Origin of the sequence: Vibrio furnissii CIP 102972, assembly GCF_000176175.1 — a bacterium.
Classification (GTDB): domain Bacteria; phylum Pseudomonadota; class Gammaproteobacteria; order Enterobacterales; family Vibrionaceae; genus Vibrio; species Vibrio furnissii.
In genome coordinates, this window is record NZ_ACZP01000014.1 from 728,147 (window position 1) to 752,295 (window position 24,149).

Sequence of the window (24,149 nt, forward strand, 5' to 3'; positions counted from 1 at the left end):
GGAGCGGATATGAAAGAGACAAAAACACGCAATAGAAAAGGCTTGATTCTGCTTGCCCAAGTGGTGGTGTTAGGCGGTTTGGCGATGCTGGCGCAGAGCGTGTGGTTCATGCTCGGCGCGATGGTCGCAGCGGCATTGCCTTGGTTAGTGTTGTCGGCGAGGCAAACAGTTGACGCCACCCCTGCGGCAGCCTCGGTGCGCCAAACTAACGGGGCCGTCCAGACATCACAGCCGCCATCAAATCAAGCGCATCAGTCCAGCGAACGGCTTGAATCGGTGGTGAGCCTGAATATCGAACGCGTGCGCGAACCGTTGGAAAAGCAGCATCGCATCGTCGATGAATCCGTCGAACTGCTCAACGAGAGCTTTTTCGGCCTGCAAACCGTCAGTGAACAGCAATCGGCGATTTCCAGTACGTTGGTGAATAACCTACTGGCCAACCAAAACAGTGAATATAGCTTAACCACGGTGCTGCCGCGCACCGAAGCCATCATCAATGAATTTGTTTCTACGCTGTTGAATGTGTCGGAAAAGAGCACCTCAGCCGTCAACAGCATTCGCGACATGTCACTCAAGTTGGACGTGGTGTTTCAGTTGCTTGATCAGGTGCGGGGCTTGTCTGAGCAAACCAATCTGTTGGCGCTGAATGCCGCCATTGAAGCAGCACGCGCGGGTGAGGCTGGGCGCGGATTTGCGGTGGTGGCCCAAGAGGTTCGTAACCTGTCGGTGAAAGCGGAAGCGCTCAACAGCCAAATCGAAAAAGAGATCCAGATTGCGCAGCAAACGGTGAAAGAAGCCAATAAAACTGTGGGTGAAATGGCATCCATTGATATGTCACACGTTGAAGCCTCCAAAGGCAAAGTGGATGACATGCTGCATGGGGTACAACAGGTGAACACCGAAATTGAGCGTGAAGTGCAAAAAATGCAAGAGCTGGGGCAAGTGTTGGTTAAACACGTTGGCGATGGTGTGCGTTCGCTGCAATTTGCCGACATAGTGGTTCAGCAAGGGGATTATGCGCAGGATTCACTCAATTACTTGGAAGAGGCCATTAGCTTGCTGAGTATGCTGCGCCACAACACACAGGCGCTGGAAGCGGTCACGGCACAAATTCAACAGCTGGAGGAGCGCTCGTCCAAACGCAGCGCGCCAGCGGCCAATCAGAGCTGCATGGACGAAGGTGAAGTGGAGCTGTTCTAAGGAGAAACTATGGGCATTGAAACCAATATCGACAATGAGAACAAGCACGTGACTATCTCGGTGGAGGGCACGTTCTGTTTTAATTTGGTGCAGGATTTTCGCAGCAGTTATGCCAAACGCTTTGACCACCGTTACACCGTCGACATGCGCAAAGTGAACTACATTGATAGTGCGGCCTTGGGGATGTTGTTGAACATGAAAAATTACCTCGAACAGCCAGATGGCATGATTCGCATCATCAACACGCTGCCGCAAGTCAGGAAAGTGTTGATGATTTCTCGCTTCGATAAGAAGTTCTCCATTGAATAGAGCGTGAGGCGACCCCTATGCGAGTGATGGTGATCGACGATCATGCCACCAATCGAGAGCTGTGCCGGTTTATGTTGGCACATGTGGCAGAACACATTGATGTGTTTGAAAACGGCCAAGGCGTGGTCGAGGCGATGCAGCAGATGACATCGCTGCCCGATTTGATTCTGCTGGATGTGATGATGCCGATCAAAGATGGTTTTGCCACTGCGCAAGACATTCGCCGTGCATTTCCGGACAACTATATTCCCATCATCTTTCTCACCGTTCTGGATGATCACGACTCGTTTGAACGCTGCTTGTCGCTGGGGGATGATTTCATCCTCAAACCGGTAGAACGCAGTGTGTTGATTGCCAAAGTGCAGGCGCATTATCGAGTGGTGAAAATGCACAACGAGGTGACGGAGCAGCGCGATCAACTGCAACACTTTCGTGAACAGGTTCAATACGACTACGCGATCTCCGAATCGATTTTCTCCAATTTGATGGAAGAGATGAGCGCGCAGGTCGAGCACATTTTTGGCATCGAATACATTTCAACCCCCTCTACCATTTTCAATGGCGATCTGATTGTGGTGGCCAGTCGGCCCTATGGCGGCGTGTATGTGATGATTGCCGATGCGACAGGCAGTGGTTTACCAGCGGCCATCTCAACCATTCCGGCCACGCGCACCTTCTTTTCGACCGCTGCACGGGGATTATCGCTGGGGGAAATTGTCACGGAGCTCAATCGCTCCCTAGAAAGTTTTCTGCCGACCGGCATGATGTTGGCCGCGAGCGTGTTTGAAGTGCGAGCCAATGGATTTGAAGTCTCGTGGTGGGGCGGCGGTTTACCCGAAGGGTATGTGTTGGATGAGTCCGGCCAAATCATTAAACGCTTAGTCTCGTCGCACATGCCGCTTGGCGTGCTCAACGTTCATGAATTTGAAAGTGATATTCAGCAGGTCAAATTGGAGCCGGGGCAGCGGATTGTGTGTTATACCGATGGCATCACGGAAGCAGAAAATGCCGCCGGTGAATTGTATGGTGAGGCACGTTTAGAAACGCTGCTTGGCCGGGTGCCGCAGGGCGAGCTGATTCCCACGCTGTACGATGAAGTGCAGCGATTTGCCAAAGCTGGCACCAGCGACGATCTCTCCATTTTGACCATGACGTTTCCCATTACCAACATCAGCCCAGTGCAATTGACGCCGCCATTGCTGTTGAGCAAGTTGCCGGTCAAAAGTACGCTCAGTTTCCCAGCTTCAGTGTTGCGTGAGGTGGTGGTGATGAATGAAGTGCGCACCTTTCTTAAAGGCATTGTGTTGGGCGGTGCGCATTTGGATCTGTTGTGTTCGATTTTGTCGGAGCTCTTTTCCAATGCGATTGAACATGGCTTGCTGGCGCTGAAATCGGACATCAAAGACGATCCCGATGGCTTCATTCGTTACTACCAAGTGCGCGAAGAGAAACTCAACGCGCTCGATGATGCGCATTGGATTCGATTGGATGTCGATTATCAGCCGAGCCGTTCGCGGATTGAATTTACCTTGGAACACAGTGGCAGAGGGTTTGATTGCCAGCAGCAGCGCAGCGTCGATGCCGACTTCACATACGGTCGAGGTATCTTGTTGGCGTCTGAGTTATGCGAGTCGCTGCACTATTCCAATGGCGGTAAGTGCGTGCATGCCGTGTATGTATTTAGCGGTTCGCATCCTTTTCCGTCACCCATCCCCTAACCATTTACACTGTAAAACCTGATTCATGACCTAGACTTTGGTTCCAGAAGTGATGCAAGCCTTAATTTGAACATCGAATTATTTCGACTCCGTATCATTTTTTATACACTGTGTTGTAAACGACAGGAATGCCGTAAGGTGACGCAGTATGTGGAAGGATTTGATTGCTCTCTCTGAGAACAAAAAAAGCGTCATGGCCAAATTGCCTTCAGATAAAACGGTCGATAAATCTTTTTCGGCGGCCGGATTAGTTGAAGCGTTGGCCGAGATTGGCGCGCGTAAGTATTTGGTGCTCGACAGCGAAGTGACTCGCTTTGTGAACTGCGCCAAAGAGTCAAAGGGAGAGGTCTACGAAGGCATTGTGGTCGCTGAAATGCGCAATGCCAGCGTGGAAGTGGTGTTGAGTGAACAGGACATGCTGGCCAGCATGGTGGTCACCGGGGCATATGGCGGACGCGGCCTTTACGGCAGTGAGCTGGTGCATGCATTGGCGCAATCGCACGTGATCAAAGGCATCAACAAACTGGCGCTCAAGAAAGTGCTGTTGATGAGTAACACGCTCAAACCCGGCGAAACCTTTACCCAGCCTGTCGCCCAAGGCAAAGAGGCGGTGCAAGGGCAGGATGCGCAATTTATTGCGCTGGTGGACGACGTGACCAAACGCGTTCTCGCGCCCAAAGAGCGCAAGAGCCATGAAAAAATCGACATGCGTAACCTCGGCGAAACCATCACCGTCGGCGTCAATGAAGAAGTCATGCGGCGTAAACCTGCAACCAAAGGGGAACCGGGTTTTACCGTGCAAGGCAAAGTCATTGAGCCGAAACCGGGCAACGATTCGGCGCTGGTGGCTGGCAAAGGTACCAGCATTTCTCCTCACGATCCTAACCTGCTGTTGGCCAACCAATCTGGCATGCCAATCATCAAAGGCAAAACCATCGATGTCGATAACGCGCTGTGTTTGAATAACGTCAGCGTGGCGACGGGACACGTGAAATTCAAAGGCTGTGTGGTGATCGCGGGTGACGTGGAACCCGGCATGATTGTGCGCGCGACCGGTTCGGTCACCATTGGGGGCTTTGTTGAATCGGCCGATGTGCAGGCGCAGGGCGACATCGAAGTGGGCAAAGGCATCATCGGTCATACCGTGTCCGAAGGAGACGATAAGAGCTGCGTGGTTAAATCGGGCGGCAGCATCAAAGCCAACTACGCGCAGTATGCGACGCTACAAGCCGCAGAAAACGTTCAGTTAGCCGTGCACAGCATGAGCAATGAATTGCGCTGTGGTGGCGATTTAATGGTGCTGGATGGCTCTGAGAAGCAAGGCACGCTCAGTGGCGGCACTGCCAAAGTGGGCGGGAAGATTGCCTGCCTCAACCTTGGGGTAGAAGGGGATACGGCGACGAACATCGAAGCGTTTGCGCGTTTTAGTGGCTACAAAGAGCGTATCGCCAAACACAAAGAACAGTACAAACAAGCGCAAGAAGAAACGATGGATGTGATTCGTCGTGAGCTGGAATTTAAAAAACGCCCGAAAGCTGAACGGACGGAGGAAGAAGAGCTCAGCATCGATGAGCAGAAACAGAATGCCTCTGAACACATGGAAAAAGTCAAAATGGCGCTGGAGCTGCTCAACGAAGAGTTTGAGCAGATGCTAGAAACCAACACGGTGGAAGCCAAAGGCAAAGTCTTTACCCATGTCAGCATTCAATATGGCGAGGAACGGGTGACAACCAAACGCGTACATGGCCCGTCTGTGTTTACGTTTAATCAATATGAGATTCAGATGTCATCGAAACTCGATGAAGAGGATATCGGGATTTAACTTCCCCCATCTTCTCGAAAGTGGAATGAGAAAAGGGAGCGGTGGCTCCCTTTTTCTATGCCGGTAGTGAGGCACCCTTTTGTCCGCTTGTGGCTTGAGTTCTGAGGCGTATAAGCGCACAATCGGCAAAAAATAATGAGGAGTAGAAATGGATCTTTCAGATATTCGCCGCGAGTACATTCAAGGTGGTTTACGCAGAAAGGACTTACTTGCAGACCCGATTGACCAGTTCAATTTTTGGTTGCAGCAGGCGATTGATGCCAAATTAACAGACCCAACAGCAATGACGGTGGCAACGGTCGATGAAACCGGCCAACCATTTCAACGAATCGTGTTGCTGAAAAACGTCGATAAAGACGGCTTTGTGTTTTACACCAACTTAGGCAGCCGTAAAGCGCAGCACATTCAGCACAACAACAAAGTGAGTTTGCATTTCCCTTGGCATCCGCTTGAACGTCAGGTGCACGTTACCGGCACGGCGGAAAAACTCACGGCGCTGGAGAACATGAAGTACTTTACCTCTCGCCCTAAAGAGAGCCAAATCGCCGCGATTGCTAGCCATCAAAGCAGTCGAATTTCTGCGCGCGGTGTGTTGGAAGGTAAATACTTGGAGTTGAAACAGAAGTTCGCCAAAGGGGAAATTCCGGTCCCGAGTTTCTGGGGTGGATTCCGTATCAAACCGGAAAGCATGGAGTTTTGGCAAGGCGGTGAACATCGCTTGCACGACCGCTTCATCTACAGCCACGCAGACGCGGGTTGGAGCGTGGATCGCTTAGCGCCTTAATCTCGTGTTGAAGAATATAAACACACGCCGCTTTATGCGGCGTGTTCGTTTTTTAGCACCACGGAGAGCTGCGTTTTGAGCAGCGTTTTCGGAATCACCGAACCAAATCCCAGATCCAGCGCCACATCGAGCAGATTCTCTTTGCTATGCGCGCCAAACTTATTGCGCAATCGCGCTTCGTAACCTTCTACCGTTTTGATTGAAATGCCCATCACGCGCGCAATGTGCTGCGGTTTCTTGCCGTACAGCATCAAAAACAGCGTTTCTGATTCGCGGGTGGTGAGTTTCGGCAGGGGCGTTTCGCTGTGACTGTTCGACGATTTGAATGGTGCAGTTAAGCCAGTGGCGCGGCACACCCAGTGACCCACTTCCAATATTGCGGTGTCCGTTAAGTCTTGGCCGTAGAAAATCGTGCCCTGAATGTTGCCGTCGGCGTCTCGCCATGGGCTTTTGGTAAAAATATGCGCGTGCCAACGGCCATCGGGGTAGGGGTGAATGTCGAGCACTTTCAGTGAGCGGCCGGTTTGCATGACGTAGCGATCTTGCTCTTGAAAATCGCCTGCGCAGGCGACGGTCGGGCTGGGCATGTCGAAATCTGTGCGTCCCACACACTGCTCGGCGGACGCCACCCCGATTAATTCACCGTATGCGTCGTTGGCATACACAAAGACAGAATTGAGATCTTTACAGCCCCAATAACCGGGCAATTGTTTAAACAGTAGAATTTGTTCGGCAGTCAGCGGAGTAGACACACACAGTTCCTCATATACAACGGGCTAATGATAGCAAGCGCGAATCCGGTTGTAAGCAATGAAATGCAGTGAATTGATATGAGCTGGAGGAAAAAAAAGCCAGCCTGAAGACGGGCTGGCAACAAATACAAGAAACATATCTTGTCGACGTGTAGAAGAGGTTCCATGATTTCAGCGAGGGTCTGCTGAAAACACAGAGATATCAATAAGATATCGGGCGGTAGGTCTGACCTAACGCTTGGAGCTAACTATATTGAAGCTCCCTGAAACACTAAAGGGGGGAAATCCCCCCTTTAGTGAAAAAGTGACGCTTAAAGTTCGCGAAGTATGCGGAAACCGACGTAATTGGCCGCCGCCGACGGGGAAATGAACAGCTCACTTTCTGCTTTTGCCATTTCTGGCGAGAAACTCCACGCGCCGCCTTTGGCTAAGCCGCGGTCATCGTTGGTCCATTGCCAGACGTTCCCAACCACGTCGTAGAAGCCCAATCGGTTCGGTTCAAATGCGCGCACGGGTGATGTGCTCTTATTTGACCATGGCGTGCCGCCCCAACCGGTGTTGGCTTGGCCGCTGCCAAATGTATCGCCCCACCAGTAACTGGTTTTGCTCCCTGAACGCGCCGCAACTTCCCACTCATCTTCGCTGGGTAGACGATAGGTAAAGCCGGTCTGTTTCGAGAGCCATTCGGTGTAGGCTTTGGCGTCGTTGCGGCTGACACACACGGCTGGCGATTGCGCCGACTGTTTGAAGCCGGGGTTGCGCCAGTAGCTGTCTGGAACCGGCATGACTTCGGAGTTGTTGACCGCGATACACAAGTTTTGCAGCTCGGCATCGGTTTGGTAACTGGTTTGATTCACAAAGGTTTCAAACTGGGCCACAGTGACGGGGGTGGCGCTAATCGCGAAAGCATGATCAAGGTGAACTTGACGAGATGCGTTTTCGCCTAGCAGGTATTCCCCGCGCACCAAAGTGATCATTTCAGGGGCTTTGACGTTGCCTTTGAGGGAATCAGCAAACTTAAAGCCTTGTTTTAAAACGTTTGCATGTTCACGCAGCACGGCGCGCAGCGTGTGGTCAGAGCGAATGCTCAGCTCTTGATGGAACGAACGATAGCCCTCTTTTTCGACCGTAATCATGTGCTTGCCAACCGGAAGCATGATTTCAACCGGGGTGCTGCCGTAGCTGACGCCATCAACCGAGACTTTGTCGTTGTACTGATTCGAACGCACGGCCAAGCTGACCCACGCAATCTCTTGCTGTTTGCTGGTCTGCGTGTTGTCCCCAGGGGCGAAACAGTATTGCGAGGCCACATTGAGCAGCTTGCACGGTGTGTTTTCTGCAGGGCGCGCATCGAGCTGTGCAGCAATAACTGTTTTGAATTTACTGCCGTCAAAGAAGCCAGAATCGGTGGTGGTGTGCTTGAGCACATGGATATTGAGCGATACGTCCGACAGATGCTGCTTCACGATGGCTGCTTCGCTGGTTTCATCAATCAGCCAACTTTGGAACTGTTTCACTGCTTTCTGTAGCGCCAGATCGGTGGTTTGTTTCGCACATTGTGCCAGCGTCATGTCGGCTTTACAGGCGTTCGTGAAACTAACTTTTTGATCGCCGCTGCGATTGAGCTCTGTACGCAGACGTGCCACCCGCGCTCGAACTTTATCGTCATCCAACTGCGCGATGTTTTGTTCAATGACCTGTTGCGTGGCTTGCGCTTGCACCAGTGCGGCTTGTTGCTCTTGCAGTTTCTGCTCGGCTTCTAAGCGCGCTTTCTGATTCTGTTTGACGTTGGCCCAAGCGGCCTGATAGGCGTTCTGAGAGACCGAGAGATCCAGATCAGGTTCATCAATCATCTTACGATAATCGCGTTCGAGATTCGCTTTGGCGGTACTCAGCGCTGCGTCCAAGCTTTGCGTTTGTTGATTGAGGCGATCCAGTTCGCTCTGCTGATTATCGACAGCAGTTTGCTGAGTCTGGGTTGCCTTTTTTGCATCCTGCAACTCTGAGTGCTTACTGAACAGCGCGTCGTCAATGGCCATAACGGTAGCGGGTGCTACGGTTTCAGCCATGGTGGGCGCGGCAATCAAGCAAGGCGAGAGTGCGAATAACAGAGCGGGTAAACCTTGTCGCATGGTTGTCTACTTCAGTTAAATGTTGAAAAAACTGTCGGTTATTCTAAACGAAAACGCCATTTTGTCAGAAGTCATCTTTCAATAACTTAGTGACAAAATGGCGTTGAAACGACAGCGTTGTGATACGCGACGACCAATCCGATGATTAGCTGTCTTTATTTGGGCGAAGCTTCACCCAAACGGTGTCATTGCCGTTCACGGTAATCACGCGGTTGTAGCTTTCATAACCGTCTTTCGACACGGTAACCTGATGGCGACCGGCAGGAAGAACGATTTCAACCGGGCGTACTGCCGTAGCTGATGCCATTGATGGTCACTGAATCATTGTACTGATCCGAACGCACGGTCACGTTGGCCCACTGCTTGTCTTTTTTAACGTTCTTCTCATCAGAAGGCGCCTTTTAAGCAGAAGCGGCTCGACACGTTCAGCAGTTTTACAGGCCGCCACCGCTTCTGGCTTGGCCTGAAGCTGCGCTTGCATCTGGGTAAAGTATTCGTTGTTGCCTTCGAAACCACTGCGAATGATTTGACTCTCTTGTACGTGAATGTTGAGTTCTACGCCATTGAGGTTTTGTTTCGCAATCACAGATTCGGTTAGGTTATCCAACAACTTCGCGCGAAAGGTTTTCACCGCTTTCTGCTTGGTTAGGTGTTGGCCTTGGCTCGAACATTCGCCCAGCGTCATGGTGGTGGAACACGCCGTCTTATAACTGGTTTCCATCACATCGCTTTCACGCAATTCAGCATCCAGACGTTTGACGCGCGCTTCGATTTTGCTCTCTTCCAGATTCGAAAACTCGGTTTTCAAACGCGCTTGCTTCTGTTTAATTTGAGACAGACGCATTTCGCTTTCGGTGATCGCTTGATCGTTGGTCAGCTTTTCAGACTGGTTGTCTTTGACGGCTGTCCAGCTTTCTTGATACTTCTTCTGGAACGTGACTAAGTCGGTGTCCGGATCTTCGAGAAGACGGCTATATTGTTTGTCCAGCGCCGACTTGGCACGGTTACGTTTAGCATCCAGCTCTTCGCTTTCACGCTGCAGACGAGCTTGTTCGTTCTTTAGCTGCTGAAGTTTTGAGCCTTCTGTGTCGTACTCAGAGACGATAGAATCGATCTCGCTCTGTTTTGTACTGATTTTCTCATCGATAGCGGCGACAGGATCTACCTGTGTTATTTCATCCGCGTATACCGATGCAGATACCCAAACTGGGCTTAGCGCAAGCAGTAGCGCTGGGAGGCGATGTTTAATCATAGGTCCCTGCAACAAATTGATATGGTTCCACTGGGAGCAGTGGCAATAGACAAACTTTTGACAGCGTTATCAATACGCTGGCTCTTGTAATGCAAATGCTCTTTTTTATAGCAAAAAAATCACCAAAACCGGACAATAGGCCACTGATTTTGTGAATCTTATAACTCTGCAAACTCCATTTTGAGCAGATTATCGAAATATGCAAGCTCCGATTCCCGATCTGGTTTGACGTTTTTCAATTGAACACTCATTGACCGTAATTTATGTGCACTTGATCATTGTTCCGAGATGTTCCACGCGGTCAATTTCATCCGGTCGACCCATCCAATTGGCGTATGTTTAATTTCTGAGCGGCGACAGAGGCGAGATTTTCGCTTCTGACAAATTTGTTATAAAATGCAGACCTGTCATCGTGAGGTGAAACGATCATGAGTAATTTATCTTCACACAATCCGCCCATTTTGGAGCAAAGAGCCAAACTTTTGTCGCCCAAACCGGCGGAGCTGGTGACTTTGCCTTCGCACATGCACTGCCACGATCACAGTTACACGCAAATCGTTATCGGCTTAAAAGGTCAGGCTGAATTTGAAGTCAGCGGCATGGGCAATATTGTCGGCCCGGGGCAGGGGTGCGTGGTGACGTCAGGCTCTGACCATGCCTTTGGTGGCATTGTCGGGCAGTCGGATATTCTGGTGCTGAACATGCCGCAGGCTTCGGCAGACGATCCGTTGATGTTGCAAAAAATCAATGATTTATCGCGCGCTGATGTCTACTTCCAACTGGATGGCCAGATTCAGAAACTGGTGCAAATGTTGGTGCAGGAAATGCAAAACAGCCCAGAAGATATGCTGCTTAGCCGCGCCTGTGGTGACACCGTTTTGGCGCTGTTGCAGCGGCATATTTCAGCGTTTGAAACCCATCGGAAAGAGTCGCGCTTCGATTTAGACGCCATTGACCGTTACATCGAACAGCACATCAGTAGCCGCATTTCAGTGGCGCAGCTTGCGGGCAGCGTGTTTCTGGGTGAAAGCCAATTCCATATGCTGTTCAAAGAACAAATGGGCATCACGCCGCACCAATACGTGCTCGGTAAGCGCGTGGATATGGCGAAACACCTCATCGAGCAGGGCCGATTGACGTTTGGTCAAGTGGCAGAACTGAGCGGTTTTTCGAACCAAAGCACCTTTGCCCATACATTTTCTCGCCTTCAAGGGGTTTCCCCGTCCCAGTACAAAAAAATGTGTCGTAATTAAACGCTGAATATTGCGAATTTTAATGAGAATTATTCTATAACCCGAAACTGTTCACGCGGTTTCGGGTTATTTATTTGCGAAATTTGGTAAATGAACAGCATTTTATTTTGTCTAAATTGATGTGATTCTGTTTTTGTTTTGTTAAAAAACCGAGTTTTTGGCAAAAAGCTCGGAGTTTTTGACAAGTATTCTTCACGCGCTCAAAATACACTGCCAGCCATTGTAGGAAACCCGACCCTATCATTCTCGGGTGTGAGATTAAGGAAAACGCATGTTTACAGCAACTGATGTGTTGAAAGCAGAATTTGTTGAGCAGCCGCTCAGCAAATTGTGGTCACAGATCTCGCCACTTTACATGGTGGACGAATCCCAATGGCTAAAACAACTCTTACCGTTGGCGACCCCAAGCGATGCAGAAAAATCATCGATGGCCGTCAAAACCACTGAACTGATCGAAGCCATTCGCAGAGACAAAAAGTCGATTCAGATGATCGATGCGCTGCTGCTTGAATACAGTTTGGATACGCAAGAAGGCATTCTTTTGATGTGTCTGGCAGAAGCGCTGATGCGTATTCCAGATACGGAAACCGCCGACGCGTTCATTCGTGACCGTTTGGGTGTGGCCGACTGGAAATCGCACCTCAAAAACTCCGATTCCGTGTTCGTGAATGCGTCCACGTGGGGATTGATGCTGACGGGCAAAGTTGTGGGTCTGGCCGATGCAGAAGGCACCAGCCCGGTTCAAGCGGTCAACCGTTTGGTGAACAAGCTCAGTGAACCTGTGATTCGTAAAGCGATGCATCAGGCGATGAAGATCATGGGTCACCAGTTTGTGCTGGGCCGCACCATCGCGGAAGCCCAGAAAAACGGCCGCACCATGCGCGACAAAGGCTACACCTACTCATTTGACATGTTGGGTGAAGCGGCGTTGACCACAGCAGACGCAAACAAATATTTCAAAGATTACTTGATGGCGATTGAAGCGGTTGGCCGCGACAAATACGGTCTAGATACCAGCCCTGCACCCTCAGTATCGATCAAACTTTCTGCGCTGCACCCTCGTTATGAAGTCGCCAACCGCGACCGTGTGATGACCGAGCTACATGACACACTGATCCAATTGCTGGAACGTGCGATGGAGCTGGATGTCGCGATCACGATCGATGCCGAAGAAGCGGATCGCCTCGAACTGTCTCTGGAGCTGTTTGAAAAAGTTTACCGCCACGAAAAAGTCGCAGGCTGGGGCAAGTTTGGTCTGGTGATTCAGGCGTATTCCAAACGTGCTTTGCCAGTTCTGGCATGGCTGACTGCGCTGGCAAAAGATCAAGGCGACCTGATTCCGGTACGTTTGGTGAAAGGCGCGTACTGGGACAGCGAAATCAAGTGGTCACAACAAAGTGGCTACACCGGTTACCCGGTTTACACCCGCAAAGAAGCGACGGATGTGTCGTACTTGGCGTGTGCGCGTTTCCTATTGAGCGAGAGCGTGCGTGGCAATTTGTTCCCACAATTTGCAAGCCACAACGCGCAAACCGTGACCGCCATTGCGGTGATGGCGCAACACAAAGATTTTGAATTCCAACGTCTGCACGGCATGGGTGATGCGCTGTACAACCAAGTGATGGCCGCATACAAGCAATCGGTGCGTATCTACGCTCCGGTGGGAAGCCACAAAGATTTGCTGCCTTATCTGGTTCGTCGTTTGTTGGAAAATGGTGCCAACAGCTCGTTTGTCCATCGTTTGGTGGATGCGCGTTGCCCGATCAACACGCTGACACAGCACCCTGTGGACATGTTGCTGGCGTTCGATACGCTCAACAACACCAAAATTCCGCTCCCGACGCACATCTTCCCTGAGCGCAGCAACTCGTACGGTGTCAACATCGACATCGAAAGCGAAGCGAAACCGTTTGAAGAGCAAGTGAACGCGTTCCTGAGCAAGCAATGGCAAGCGTCACCGATCATCAACGGAGAGATCCAATTCGAAAGCATGATCAAGGCAGCTGCCCAACCTGAGTTGGTGAAAGCGCCGTACGATCGTCGTATCGAGGTGGGTCAAATTTTCCACGCGAACCATGATCATGTTTCCGCTGCGATCGAAACTGCTCACGCTGCATTTGCCGCTTGGAACCAAGCGCCAGCGCAAGCTCGCGGTGAAAAGCTCGACAAGCTGGCCGATCTGTTGGAAGCCAACTTGGCTGAATTGGTGGCGATTTGTCATCAGGAAGCCGGAAAAACCATTCACGACAGCATTGATGAAGTGCGTGAAGCCGTCGATTTCTGTCGCTACTACGCCAAACGCATCGATACGTTGGGTCAGTTCTCCATTGACGGTTTTGATGGTCAGAGTCGCCAAGTGGCTCGTCAAGGTCGTGGCGTGTTCGTGTGTATCAGCCCATGGAACTTCCCATTGGCGATTTTCCTTGGCCAAATTACCGCGGCCTTGGTGGCCGGAAACACGGTGGTTGCCAAGCCCGCTGAACAAACCAGCCTCATCGCAGCGCGCGCTGTGGAACTGATGCTGGAAGCTGGTTTCCCTGGTGGCGTGATTCAACTGCTGCCGGGTCGCGGCTCGCAAATCGGTACGGCACTGACGTCTCACCCTGCGATTGCCGGGGTGGCGTTTACGGGGTCAACCGCAACCGCGCAGCGCATCAACCAAACCTTGGCTGAGCGTGATGCGGATCCGGTGCCGTTTATCGCAGAAACTGGCGGTCAGAACGCGATGATCGTGGACAGTACCGCGCTGCCAGAGCAAGTGGTTCGTGACGTTCTGCGCTCTGCATTTGCTTCTGCAGGTCAACGCTGTTCAGCGCTGCGCGTTCTGTATGTTCAACAAGACATCGCCGATCGCATCATTACGCTGATTCAAGGCGCAATGCAGGAGCTGTCTGTAGGCACCCCGTACCTGCACAGCACGGATGTTGGCCCGGTGATTGACACCAAAGCGAAGCAAGGCTTGCTGGCGCACATTGAACGCATGACGCAAACACAGAAGAAAGTGGCACAACTGGAACTGGGTGAAGCATGTGAACACGGTGATTTCGTGGCGCCAACGGCGTTTGAAATCTCGGGCATTGATTGCCTGACCGAAGAGCAATTTGGCCCAATCCTGCACATTGTTCGTTTCAAAGCGAGCGAATTAGCCAATGTGGTACAGCAAATTAACGAGACCGGTTTTGGTCTGACGATGGGGATCCACAGCCGCAACGAGACCACCTATCGTTGGATCGAGAAACATGCGCGTGTGGGGAACTGTTACATCAACCGTGACCAAGTGGGTGCGGTGGTGGGCGTTCAGCCATTCGGCGGTCAGGGCCTGTCCGGCACTGGACCGAAAGCAGGTGGTCCACACTACCTGTATCGTTTCACACAAGTACAGTACAGCTAATCCGTTCAGCGAAGGAGACTAACCATGGTGCATCAAGTAACTCGTTTTTCTGACGCTTTTTCGGCTTGGGAAAATTGGAATCTGACTGGCTTTGACTCGAAATGTGAGTCACTGCTGTCGGTGAAAAAGAATTTAGAAAGCACGATGCCAGCTTTGGCAAAAGTGATTTCTTACCAACTTCAACAGGCTTCCACACTACTGGCGCATCCGCACCAATTTGTGGGGCCAACTGGAGAAACCAACGAGCTTTATACTGCAGGGCGCGGTGTTGCCCTCATCGTTCAAGATGACAGCAGTAATGAAGCAAAACTGGCGGTCGCGGCTCAACTGTGTGCTGCGCTGGTCGCAGGCAACAGTGTCGTTTTGTGTAGCGATGATGCTGAGCTGACGTCCGCTCTTTCGTCTGCTTACGAGCAGTCCACCTTACCGGCTAACGTGCTGCAGTTTGCCACGTTCGATGCTTACCATCAGTTGATGGAATCGGACATTCGCTGCATGGGTTATGTCGGTAAAACGGCGGTCGAGCGTAGCCTCAACCGTCAGTTAGCCAAACGTTCAGGCGCAATTGTGAGCCTGGTGTCTGAAACGGATTTCGCCGCATTGCCTGTGGCGAACGATCCACACTTATCGCTGCGTTTTATTACCGAACGCACGCGCACAATAAATATAACAGCAGTGGGCGGCAACGCGACCTTGCTTGAGCTTGGGAACGAGGCCCACTAATCCTTTCTGTAGTTCTCCCCTCACCCTTTGTGAGGGGACATGGAAGGCGATCGTATATAAGAGGACATTTCAATGGAAAATAGCTTTGCTATTACGACCACGTTTATCGTCTACCTCATCTTGATGTTGGCGATTGGGGTCATTGCATATCAGCGAACGAAAAACTCGTCTGATTACTTTTTGGGTGGCCGTTCGTTAGGCCCGTGGCCTGCAGCACTTTCTGCCGGTGCCTCTGACATGAGTGGCTGGTTGCTGCTGGGTTTGCCGGGTTATGCGTACGCGGCAGGTATTGAAGCGTTCTGGTTGGCGGGTGGCCTGCTGATTGGTACATGGGCCAACTGGCTGATCACCGCAAAACGTCTGCGTACTTACAGCATTACGACGGATGCGCTGACCCTGCCTGAATTCCTGTCTCGTCGTTTCAACGACAATTCGAAACTGATTCAAACCATTTCAGCATTCTTCATTCTTCTGTTTTTCCTTTTCTACACCAGCTCAGGCTTGGTGGCAGGCGGTAAACTGTTTGAAACGGTCTTCGGCATGGATTACAGCACTGCCGTGATCATCGGTACGGTGTGTGTGGTGTCGTACACGCTGTTTGGTGGTTTCCTTGCGGTATCATGGACGGACTTGGTGCAAGGCCTATTGATGGCAGCAGCGTTGCTGATTGTGCCACTGGCGGCAATGAACGGCGGTCTGACTAAACTGGATCACGACTTGGTGGCGATTAACCCAGAGCTGCTGACCATGTGGAATGACGTGAAAGGCCAGCCGCTGTCGGCGGTGGCGATCGTCTCGCTGGTTGCGTGGGGTTTGGGCTACTTTGGTCAGCCACACATTTTGGCTCGTTTCAAAGCCACACGTTCAAACAAAGATCTGACTACAGCACGCCGTATCGCAGTGATTTGGACGGGTCTGTCGATGATTGGCGCGATGCTGGTCGGCTTGGTTGGCCTGATCTACGTGACCAACAACGGCAACATTCAGTTGGATGACGGCGAGAAAATTTTCATGCTGCTGGTGAACGCGATTTTCCACCCAGTGATGGCGGGTATTTTGTTGGCAGCAATTCTGGCGGCCATCATGAGTACCGCCGATTCTCAGCTGTTGGTGTCGTCGTCAGCGATGGCTGAAGACTTCTACAAACAAGTGTTTAAGAAAGACGCGACGTCGGAAGAAATCGTGCGAGTTGGCCGTGCGGCGGTAATCATCATCTCCATCATTGCGCTGATTCTTGCAATGACGCCAGACAGTTCAGTTCTTGGCCTTGTGTCTTACGCATGGGCTGGTTTTGGTGCCGCCTTTGGTCCAGCACTGGTTCTGAGCCTGTACTGGGCTCGCATGAACCGCAACGGCGCATTGGCGGGTATCCTCGTTGGTGGGATCACCATCGTGGTGTGGAAACAGCTGTCCGGTGGTTGGTACGACGTGTACGAAATCGTACCGGGAATCATCTTCTCGACCATCGCGATTGTGGCAGTGAGCCTGCTGACGGGTGAACCGGAAGAAACGGTGAAGCAACAACACAAGACCTTCAAAAAGCACTTGGTTGAACTCGATTAATTGACTATCGATTGACACAACTGAGCAAAGCCCCACCGATGTGGGGCTTTTTTGTGCTTGTGTCAGCCCACTGCAATAGCAGAAACTCAATCGAAAGTGGGTGTTGTTTTTTGAATCTAAATCACAAACTTAAAACTAAAGTTTGGGACAATGGAACCAATCGATTCAAAATGCGTCAATTGTCAATAACTGAGCACACTGATAGGAGGACCCACCATGCCAGAAGCGTATTGCAACTGTTGTCGAAAAACCACACCGCACAAAGTTGTAATGAGGCGTAGCCAGGCGGAGGATGTGTCAGGCTGGCAGGGTTTTCAGCAGTTTATGGCAGCATTGATGCACGGTGAGCACTATTACAAAATGGAGAAACAGGGGTTTTGCCGCGTGTGTAACCAACAATCGGATCTCTCGCCCGCCGATTTCTCTCGTGCCAGAGTGATTTAGTTTGATGACAACAAGATGGCTTCCGTGTGACACAGGGAAGCCATGGTTGTTTCTGTGCTCACAATGGGCAGTAGATCACTGATTTCACCTGACGCCTTCTCTGTTCTTCCCTTATTGGGAACTTTCGCAAAGTAATCTCTCTTCGTTCAGCTAATCTGTAGGTAATTTATCTGATGATATGACGAAGGAGCCCATTCATGCAGTTAAGTTTAAAGAGAAAGATGGTTTTCTCTGTGGTGATCGCGATCGCACTGACCGCCATCGCATTGGTTCTCGCGGGCTACAAAACCTTCCAGCAGGACAGTTGGCGTGCCATCGAAAGCGAAAGCCGCAATACGCTGCAAGCTCACGCGAAGGGGATTGGCGACTGGTTCGCGACCAAGCAACATGCGTTAAAAGGCTTGCGCGAAGAAATCGAACGTAACCCCAATCTCGACTTGGTGCCGCACCTGCGCCAAACCCTTGAATCCGGTTCATTTGGTCTCAGTTACTACGGTAACGAACAGGGCGAAATGTTCCGCCAAGATCCCTCTCTCAATAAAGCAGGTTACGACCCCCGTGAGCGCGGCTGGTACAAAGAAGCCAAAGCGGCGGGCAAACCCACCACCACAGAACCGTATGTCAGTGTCACCATGCAAACGCTGGTGGTGACGTTAACGGAACCGGTGCGCCTCAACGGCCAATTGATCGGCGTGGCTGCGTCCAACTTGGCACTGGACAAGCTGATTCAAGACGTGTTGGCGATTGAAGTGCCAGGCAAAGGTTACGCCATTCTGGTGAACCAAAAAGGCAAAATCGTCGCGCACCCAGACAAAGACTTGATTCTTAAACCCACGCAAGACATCGCACCGGGTTTAACCGTGTCGGCGCTGCAAGGGGTGGCGCATAATCACCAACTGCTACCACTGGCGATCAACGGCAAAGACAAAGTGCTGATGGCACAAAGCATCGACAACACCGATTGGATGTTGGTGATGGTGATGGACAAAGCCGTGCTGGAACAGCCGTTAAATCAAATGTTGCTGACCCAAACCTTGATCGGTTTGGTGATTCTGCTGGTGATGGCTTTAGCCACGTCGTGGTTTGTGGCGCGTCAGCTCAATGAGCTGAGCAACATTGCGGCGGCGCTGGGTGACATCGCTGAAGGCGACGGCGACCTCACGCGTCGTCTGGCCGTGAAAAGTGATGATGAAGTCGGCATGCTGGCTGATAAATTCAACATGTTTGTCGATCGCCTACACGTGATGGTCAAAAATGTGCGTGACGTGTCTGTCGCGTTGAACGACGGTGCGAACCACGCGGCGCGCTCTGCGGGGCAGCGTAGCGAGCGCATTCGAACGCAGCAGGACGAAATCACCATGGTCGCGACCGCCGTGACGGAGATGGCGTCGGCCACCGCAGAAATTGCTGGCAATGCCGACAACACCGCGAAAAACGCCAACCAATCGGTCGAACTGGGCGCGCAAGGGTACCAACAAATGCAGCAAAGCAAGCATTCGATTGACCAGTTGGCGCAAGAGTTGACGGGCGCGGTGACCATCATTGGCGAACTGGAAGATCACGCCAACGAAATCTCGACCATTCTGTCGACCATTCGCGCGATTGCCGAGCAAACCAATTTGCTGGCGTTGAATGCGGCGATCGAAGCGGCGCGGGCTGGCGACCAAGGCCGCGGTTTTGCGGTGGTGGCCGATGAGGTGCGCGTGTTGTCGCAGCGCACGCATGCGTCGACAGAAGAGATTCAAACCAAGATTGCTGGCCTGCAGAAAGTGACGGCGAATGCGGTGACCGTGATGACGGAAAGCCACAAACTGGTGGAAACCAGCGTCACGGACGTCAATCAAACTGGTGAAAGCCTGCAAGCGATCAGTGAAGCGATTCAGTTGATTAGCGACATGGCCACGCAAATTGCTTCGGCGGCAGAGGAGCAATCGTTGGTGACGGCTGATATCAACGGCAATACTGAATCGGTGCGCGAAGTCAGTGATGCGTTGGCAAGTGAAGCGCAAGATGCGGTGCTGCAAGCCAAAGAGCTGCACAGCCTTGCGAAAGAGTTGGAGCAGGAAATATCCCGCTTTAGGCTTTGATTGACCGTAAACTACCAAGGGCATCTGATGATGCCCTTTATTTTTTCACTGTGAAGACAATCACAACCCGTATTGAAACGCTTCGTGCGGCGTCGATTCACCAGTATGGTATGCACCAATGATGTGTCACAGGGAATTCGAACATTATGCATTTAGACCGAGTGGACCAACAAATTCTGCGTATTCTGCACGACAAAGGACGCTTGCCCGTGGTGGAGTTGGCCAAGATGGTCAATCTCACCACTTCCCCGTGTTCAGACCGGGTCAAACGGTTGGAAAAAGAGGGCTACATTAAGGGCTATCACGCTGAACTGAATGCGGAAAAACTGGGGTTGGATGTGCAGGTGTTTATTCACATTCGCCTCGATCAAACCAGTTTTTCTATTTTTGAGCGTTTTGCCGAAGCGGTGCGTGATGTCCCGGAAATTGAGGCCTGTTATTCACTGTCCGGAGATTTTGACACCATGATCAAGGTGCGGGTTCGGGACATGAAAGCCTATCAAGCCTTTATGTCGGGTAAACTAGGCACGTTACCGGGAGTCATTCAGACCCGCAGTGAATTTGTCATTGAAGAACACAAAACCAGTTTCGGCATCAACCCGGAACTCATTTGTGCGATATAAGTTGGAGAGATTATGGCGCAGTTAGCCGATGTGACCACGGAGCCGGTGGGTGATGTGGCGCTGTTAGACGCTCAATTTGGCCGTTTAAGCATTCAGTTTGCTAACGACCCGTATCCTTCACTGGAAAAGCGCCAGCAGCGTTTGGTGGCGCTGAGACAGGCTTTGCTCAGCGAACAGAATGCGCTGGCAGAGGCGCTCAGCCAAGATTTTGGTTTCCGTAGCCGTTTTGACAGCGTGCTGTGCGACATCGTTCCGGCGGTCAGTCAGCTCGACTACACGCTCAAATCCCTCAAACGATGGATGAAACCGCAGCGACGCAAAGCGGGGCTGATACTTTCCCCCTCGCGCGTTCGAGTACGCTATCAACCGCTGGGCGTTGTGGGCATTATTGTGCCGTGGAATTTTCCGGTGGTGTTGAGCCTCGCGCCACTGGTGACGGCCGTTGCGGCGGGCAACCAAGTGATGCTCAAACTCAGCGAGCACACGCCGCACACCAATCAGGTGTTGCGCCGCATCGTGGCCGCGCTGGGGGACATTGCACTGTGCGTTGAAGGTGAAGCGCATGTGGCTTCAGCATTTAGCGCGTTGCCGTTTCAGCACCTGTTATTCACGGGCTCGACGGCGGTAGGGCGCAAAGTGGCCTTGGCTGCTGCGCATCATCTCACGCCCGTCACGTTGGAACTCGGCGGTAAATCCCCGGTGATTATCGCCCCTGATGCCGATTTAACTCGTGCGGTTGACCAGATCATGTTGGGTAAAGCGACCAACAGTGGCCAGATCTGTGTCGCACCGGATTACGTGATGTTGCCCGAGGCGCTGTTGGCGTCGTTCGCCGAGTGCTATTTGCGCCGCTTTGCCAAACGTTTCGTCAACAAGCAAGGTAAACTCGATTGCACGCACATCATCAACGCCGCCCAGTATCAAAGACTACACATGCTGTTGGATGATGCACGTCAACATGGCGCCGAGGTGAGTACGTTCAGCCGTCCCGTTGAACTGGCCGAAGGACAAATGGCACCGCATGTGATCACGCAAGTGACCGATGCGATGCGCGTGATGCAAGAAGAGATCTTTGGCCCGATTCTGCCCTTAATCGGTTATCGCACCATTGAAGAGGCGATTGAACGAGTCAATGCGCAGCCACGTCCGCTGGCGTTGTATGTGATGAGTGATGATCAAGACATTATCGATTACGTCCTCAAACGCACCCACAGTGGCGGTGTGGCGATCAACGACACCTTGTTGCATGTCGCGGCTGATGATGCGCCATTTGGCGGTGTGGGGGAATCGGGAATGGGGCATTATCATGGCATCGAAGGCTTCCAAACCTTTTCCCACGCCAAAACCGTCCTGCATTCTTTTAGCAAACTGCCGCGCAGTCGCTGGTTGCTGAACCACCGCAAACTGTGGCTGAAGCTACTCAGCCGTTTTGTGCTGCGTTAACTCAGGCGATGGCAGAGGTGCTGCGGCGCTTTTTGCACGATTTGTGTCAGCAACGCTTTTCAATCGTCTATGAAAGCACTACCATACTCGCAGTCGCGGTGCTGAACGCCGCGACGTTCTATCTTTTAAGTATTCTCAGGGCGGGGCGAAATTCCCCACCGGTGGTATGCCCCATGGGGCGAGCCCACGAGCGCTCGATTCGTCGAGGTCAGCAGATCTGGTGAGACGCCAGGGCCGACGGTTACAGTCCGGATGAGAGAGAATGACAAACACACCAACCGCATGGATTGAGGTTCCCTCATTCCTTGGATTTGGTGCACTTGGTTTTGGCTTTTGATCCCTCATAACAGCCCTGATTCTGGTCATTATTAGGAGTAACCATGAATCAGTTATCGCTACTTGCCGAATTCGGCGACTCAATTACCCGTGTTGAAAATGCACTACAAGCGCTGCGCGAAGGTCGCGGTGTATTGCTGCTCGACGATGAAGATCGTGAAAACGAAGGCGACATCATCTACTCAGCAGAGACCCTCACATCCGAACAAATGGCGCTGATGATCCGCGAATGCAGCGGCATCGTGTGTCTGTGTCTGACCGATGAGCAAGCCAACAAGCTGGAACTGCCACCTATGGTGCAAGTGAACGACAGCAAAAACCAAACCGCATTCACCGTGACGATTGAAGCGCGCCATGGCGTGACCACCGGCGTCTCTGCAAAAGACCGCGTGACCACCATCAAAACCGCGATCAACCCGAACGCCAAACCGGACGACCTAGCACACCCAGGACACGTGTTCCCACTGCGCGCGCGCAAAGGTGGCGTGATGGCGCGTCGTGGCCACACCGAAGGCACTGTGGATCTGATGCAAATGGCGGGTCTGCTGCCATCTGGTGTCCTGTGCGAAGTGACTAATCCCGATGGCACCATGGCTAAAACGCCTGAAATCGTGGCATTTGGTAAACTGCACAACATGCCTGTTTTGACCATTGAAGACATGGTGCAATACCGCATGCAGTTCGACCTGAAGCTGGCTTAATCTCCCGCTTTACAGTGTAAAGGCGCGCTCAGTCGCGCCTTTTTTTGTTTTTGTGATGTCTTGGCGCCGGGTTTGGCTGGTCGCTAGTTCAATTTCAAATTCTGTGCAGAAATGATGTTGAACATTGTTGTCATTTTGAGGTCTGAATTCTGATTTAGAGGGAAAATGAACACTGTTTTTCATTACGGTGATGGATGGAATTTTGACGTATCATCAGCAGTATCATTCGCTTAGCATCACTACGTTATTTTTATTCTGGATATTGTTTCTGTTTGTAAAATATTCCGTATAATACTTAGCATTTTCTCCTCATTTAGTGTTTATTGTCGTCAACTTTTTGGCTTTGGAATCCCCGCTTTTTATGTTACTCAAGCTTTTGTTTAAATGGAGTATTAACTTCGTTGGTCAGCCTAAACAGTCAACGGTGAAGGATTCTGACAAGCCAAGAATTTTGATTATCCCTTACAACGCGATTGGGGATATGGTGATGACTGCGCCCCTGTTTAGTGCATTAAAGCAGGCGCATCCTGAGTGGCAGTTAGAAGTTTTATGCAGCTCGCGAAACCACGAGATCATTCGTTATCATCCTGCCTTGAGTCGTTGTTGGTTGCTCGATATCGACTTAAAACCGCAGCGCGCATTTTCCCAACATCGTTTACGTCAAGAACTGTATGAACAACAGTTTGATAAAGTGGTGTATTTAGGGGAACGTCGGAACTGGATTGAGCTGTGGCGCATCCATCGCATGAAGGCGAATCAGAAAGTTAGTTTGCCGTATTCCGATGAAGCGCGACAAAAACAGAAGAAGAAGCTGGATCCGTTTGCGCTGAATATCTTTAATGGTGTGGTGGGGAAAAACAAGCATCAGGTGCCGCACTTTACGCGCCGCATGATGAGTATTTTACCGGACTTCGGTGTGCAACAACCTGAGAAATTGGCGTTTAACCTGAATCTCCCTCACGTTGCGGACAAAGCGCATTCGCTGCCTCAAGGCATTCGATTGCTGTTCAACCCATGTGGTTCGCAAACCGGCAATACGTTGAGCGATGAGCAAGCCGTTTCCATTTTAGACGGTTTGCTTTCGCTGGGTATTCAAGTGTGTGTCTTTGATCTTCCTGAAAATAGAGCCAAGTTGGCGGCGTATGGGCACGATGAGCGCGTGAATTACATTCGTTCTGCGTCGATCAGTGATGCCGGCGATTGGCTGCGCGATATGTCATTGGTGCTTACGACGGATACGTCAATGGGGCACATCGCGTCAGCGTTGGACGTGCGCACGCTTATCATGAGAGCCAATGAAGAGTGGCGTGCAAATTGCGACCCAATCTCTGAATTTGCCTCGATGCTGGTGGCGAAAACTCACGGACACATTCAAACCATTTCTGCTGATCTGGTGATGAATGAGGTCAAAATGCTTCTGCAAACCTTGCCTCAGGCGAAGTAGTTTCCGCACGCTTTCCGTCTCTTATCCCTTTGTCTCAGTTCGTCCTCCTTTCACGTGATGTGAGCGTCTGTGCCTAAAAACGCCATCATTGGTACGTGATTCATGGGGTCGTTATTCATTGTCTCGCGGTGCAATCATGCTAGAATTCCGCGCTGTGGTAGAGCATGCTCTA

General features: G+C 51.5%; 17 protein-coding genes, 1 pseudogene and 1 riboswitch. Of the genes and pseudogenes, 15 read left to right on the forward strand and 3 right to left on the reverse strand.

The window, feature by feature from the left end; genetic code table 11:
• Window positions 1–9: 9 nt before the first annotated feature.
• From VFA_RS13480 to pdxH, 5 genes are all read left to right on the forward strand, one after another.
• A complete protein-coding gene (locus VFA_RS13480) occupies window positions 10–1,200 on the forward strand; it encodes a methyl-accepting chemotaxis protein (RefSeq protein ID WP_004727396.1) in 1,191 nt (396 codons plus the stop codon).
• 9 nt (window positions 1,201–1,209) lie between these two features.
• Window positions 1,210–1,509: an STAS domain-containing protein gene (locus VFA_RS13485; RefSeq protein WP_004727397.1), complete on the forward strand. Its 300-nt coding sequence runs from the start codon at window positions 1,210–1,212 to the stop codon at window positions 1,507–1,509.
• Between the two features lie 26 nt (window positions 1,510–1,535).
• Window positions 1,536–3,227, forward strand: coding sequence for an ATP-binding SpoIIE family protein phosphatase (locus VFA_RS13490; protein WP_172475444.1), 1,692 nt, complete (start codon window positions 1,536–1,538; stop codon window positions 3,225–3,227).
• A 148-nt stretch (window positions 3,228–3,375) separates the two neighbouring features.
• A complete protein-coding gene (locus tag VFA_RS13495; protein ID WP_004727399.1) occupies window positions 3,376–5,049 on the forward strand; it encodes a DUF342 domain-containing protein in 1,674 nt (557 codons plus the stop codon).
• A gap of 148 nt (window positions 5,050–5,197) precedes the next feature.
• On the forward strand, window positions 5,198–5,833 hold the full coding sequence (gene pdxH / locus VFA_RS13500; protein WP_004727400.1) for a pyridoxamine 5'-phosphate oxidase: 636 nt from the start codon (window positions 5,198–5,200) through the stop codon (window positions 5,831–5,833).
• 32 nt (window positions 5,834–5,865) lie between these two features.
• On the opposite strand, the gene VFA_RS13505 is transcribed toward pdxH, so the two are convergent.
• The 3 genes and pseudogenes from VFA_RS13505 to VFA_RS13515 form a co-directional block, all read right to left on the reverse strand.
• Window positions 5,866–6,585 carry a helix-turn-helix transcriptional regulator gene (locus tag VFA_RS13505; protein WP_004727401.1) on the reverse strand — a complete coding sequence of 240 codons (720 nt, stop codon included), beginning with the start codon at window positions 6,583–6,585 and terminating at the stop codon, window positions 5,866–5,868.
• A gap of 311 nt (window positions 6,586–6,896) precedes the next feature.
• Complete coding sequence (locus VFA_RS13510; protein WP_038151793.1) at window positions 6,897–8,717, reverse strand: SUMF1/EgtB/PvdO family nonheme iron enzyme; 1,821 nt, start codon at window positions 8,715–8,717, stop codon at window positions 6,897–6,899.
• A 145-nt stretch (window positions 8,718–8,862) separates the two neighbouring features.
• Window positions 8,863–9,969 (reverse strand): annotated as a pseudogene (locus VFA_RS13515) (PEGA domain-containing protein).
• Between the two features lie 428 nt (window positions 9,970–10,397).
• Here VFA_RS13515 and VFA_RS13520 point away from each other — a divergent pair.
• The 10 genes from VFA_RS13520 (at window position 10,398) to VFA_RS13565 (ending at window position 23,977) form a co-directional block, all read left to right on the forward strand.
• Entirely contained in the window at window positions 10,398–11,222 is an 825-nt protein-coding gene (locus VFA_RS13520) for an AraC family transcriptional regulator (protein WP_014257857.1), read from the forward strand.
• A gap of 271 nt (window positions 11,223–11,493) precedes the next feature.
• A complete protein-coding gene (gene putA / locus VFA_RS13525) occupies window positions 11,494–14,613 on the forward strand; it encodes a bifunctional proline dehydrogenase/L-glutamate gamma-semialdehyde dehydrogenase PutA (RefSeq protein ID WP_004727404.1) in 3,120 nt (1,039 codons plus the stop codon).
• A gap of 24 nt (window positions 14,614–14,637) precedes the next feature.
• Window positions 14,638–15,336, forward strand: a complete 699-nt coding sequence (locus tag VFA_RS13530; RefSeq protein WP_004727405.1) for a 1-pyrroline-5-carboxylate dehydrogenase — start codon at window positions 14,638–14,640, stop codon at window positions 15,334–15,336.
• A gap of 72 nt (window positions 15,337–15,408) precedes the next feature.
• Window positions 15,409–16,899 (forward strand): sodium/proline symporter PutP, encoded by a 1,491-nt coding sequence (putP, locus tag VFA_RS13535; protein ID WP_004727406.1) that lies wholly within the window; start codon window positions 15,409–15,411, stop codon window positions 16,897–16,899.
• A 216-nt stretch (window positions 16,900–17,115) separates the two neighbouring features.
• Window positions 17,116–17,343, forward strand: a complete 228-nt coding sequence (locus tag VFA_RS13540) for a hypothetical protein (protein ID WP_014257854.1) — start codon at window positions 17,116–17,118, stop codon at window positions 17,341–17,343.
• Between the two features lie 197 nt (window positions 17,344–17,540).
• Complete coding sequence (locus tag VFA_RS13545; RefSeq protein ID WP_038151796.1) at window positions 17,541–19,430, forward strand: methyl-accepting chemotaxis protein; 1,890 nt, start codon at window positions 17,541–17,543, stop codon at window positions 19,428–19,430.
• Window positions 19,431–19,576: 146 nt separating this feature from the next.
• The gene (locus tag VFA_RS13550; protein ID WP_004727409.1) at window positions 19,577–20,053 is read left to right on the forward strand and encodes an Lrp/AsnC family transcriptional regulator; all 477 of its coding nucleotides are present in this window, start codon (window positions 19,577–19,579) and stop codon (window positions 20,051–20,053) included.
• Between the two features lie 12 nt (window positions 20,054–20,065).
• Entirely contained in the window at window positions 20,066–21,496 is a 1,431-nt protein-coding gene (locus VFA_RS13555; RefSeq protein ID WP_004727410.1) for a coniferyl aldehyde dehydrogenase, read from the forward strand.
• A 127-nt stretch (window positions 21,497–21,623) separates the two neighbouring features.
• Window positions 21,624–21,764, forward strand: a riboswitch (FMN riboswitch).
• Window positions 21,765–21,876: 112 nt separating this feature from the next.
• Window positions 21,877–22,533 carry a 3,4-dihydroxy-2-butanone-4-phosphate synthase gene (gene ribB, locus VFA_RS13560; protein WP_004727411.1) on the forward strand — a complete coding sequence of 219 codons (657 nt, stop codon included), beginning with the start codon at window positions 21,877–21,879 and terminating at the stop codon, window positions 22,531–22,533.
• A gap of 361 nt (window positions 22,534–22,894) precedes the next feature.
• Window positions 22,895–23,977 (forward strand): glycosyltransferase family 9 protein, encoded by a 1,083-nt coding sequence (locus VFA_RS13565; protein WP_004727412.1) that lies wholly within the window; start codon window positions 22,895–22,897, stop codon window positions 23,975–23,977.
• Window positions 23,978–24,149: the final 172 nt, after the last annotated feature.

Excerpts from the sequence above, each read along its gene's own strand:
- VFA_RS13480 (WP_004727396.1), top strand. The coding sequence starts at position 10 with ATGAAAGAGACAAAAACACGCAATAGAAAAGGCTTGATTCTGCTTGCC.
- VFA_RS13485 (WP_004727397.1), top strand. The coding sequence starts at position 1,210 with ATGGGCATTGAAACCAATATCGACAATGAGAACAAGCACGTGACTATC.
- VFA_RS13490 (WP_172475444.1), top strand. The coding sequence starts at position 1,536 with ATGGTGATCGACGATCATGCCACCAATCGAGAGCTGTGCCGGTTTATG.
- VFA_RS13495 (WP_004727399.1), top strand. The coding sequence starts at position 3,376 with ATGTGGAAGGATTTGATTGCTCTCTCTGAGAACAAAAAAAGCGTCATG.
- pdxH (WP_004727400.1), top strand. The coding sequence starts at position 5,198 with ATGGATCTTTCAGATATTCGCCGCGAGTACATTCAAGGTGGTTTACGC.
- VFA_RS13510 (WP_038151793.1), bottom strand. The coding sequence starts at position 8,717 with ATGCGACAAGGTTTACCCGCTCTGTTATTCGCACTCTCGCCTTGCTTG.
- VFA_RS13520 (WP_014257857.1), top strand. The coding sequence starts at position 10,398 with ATGAGTAATTTATCTTCACACAATCCGCCCATTTTGGAGCAAAGAGCC.
- putA (WP_004727404.1), top strand. The coding sequence starts at position 11,494 with ATGTTTACAGCAACTGATGTGTTGAAAGCAGAATTTGTTGAGCAGCCG.
- VFA_RS13530 (WP_004727405.1), top strand. The coding sequence starts at position 14,638 with ATGGTGCATCAAGTAACTCGTTTTTCTGACGCTTTTTCGGCTTGGGAA.
- putP (WP_004727406.1), top strand. The coding sequence starts at position 15,409 with ATGGAAAATAGCTTTGCTATTACGACCACGTTTATCGTCTACCTCATC.
- VFA_RS13540 (WP_014257854.1), top strand. The coding sequence starts at position 17,116 with ATGCCAGAAGCGTATTGCAACTGTTGTCGAAAAACCACACCGCACAAA.
- VFA_RS13545 (WP_038151796.1), top strand. The coding sequence starts at position 17,541 with ATGCAGTTAAGTTTAAAGAGAAAGATGGTTTTCTCTGTGGTGATCGCG.
- VFA_RS13550 (WP_004727409.1), top strand. The coding sequence starts at position 19,577 with ATGCATTTAGACCGAGTGGACCAACAAATTCTGCGTATTCTGCACGAC.
- VFA_RS13555 (WP_004727410.1), top strand. The coding sequence starts at position 20,066 with ATGGCGCAGTTAGCCGATGTGACCACGGAGCCGGTGGGTGATGTGGCG.
- ribB (WP_004727411.1), top strand. The coding sequence starts at position 21,877 with ATGAATCAGTTATCGCTACTTGCCGAATTCGGCGACTCAATTACCCGT.
- VFA_RS13565 (WP_004727412.1), top strand. The coding sequence starts at position 22,895 with ATGTTACTCAAGCTTTTGTTTAAATGGAGTATTAACTTCGTTGGTCAG.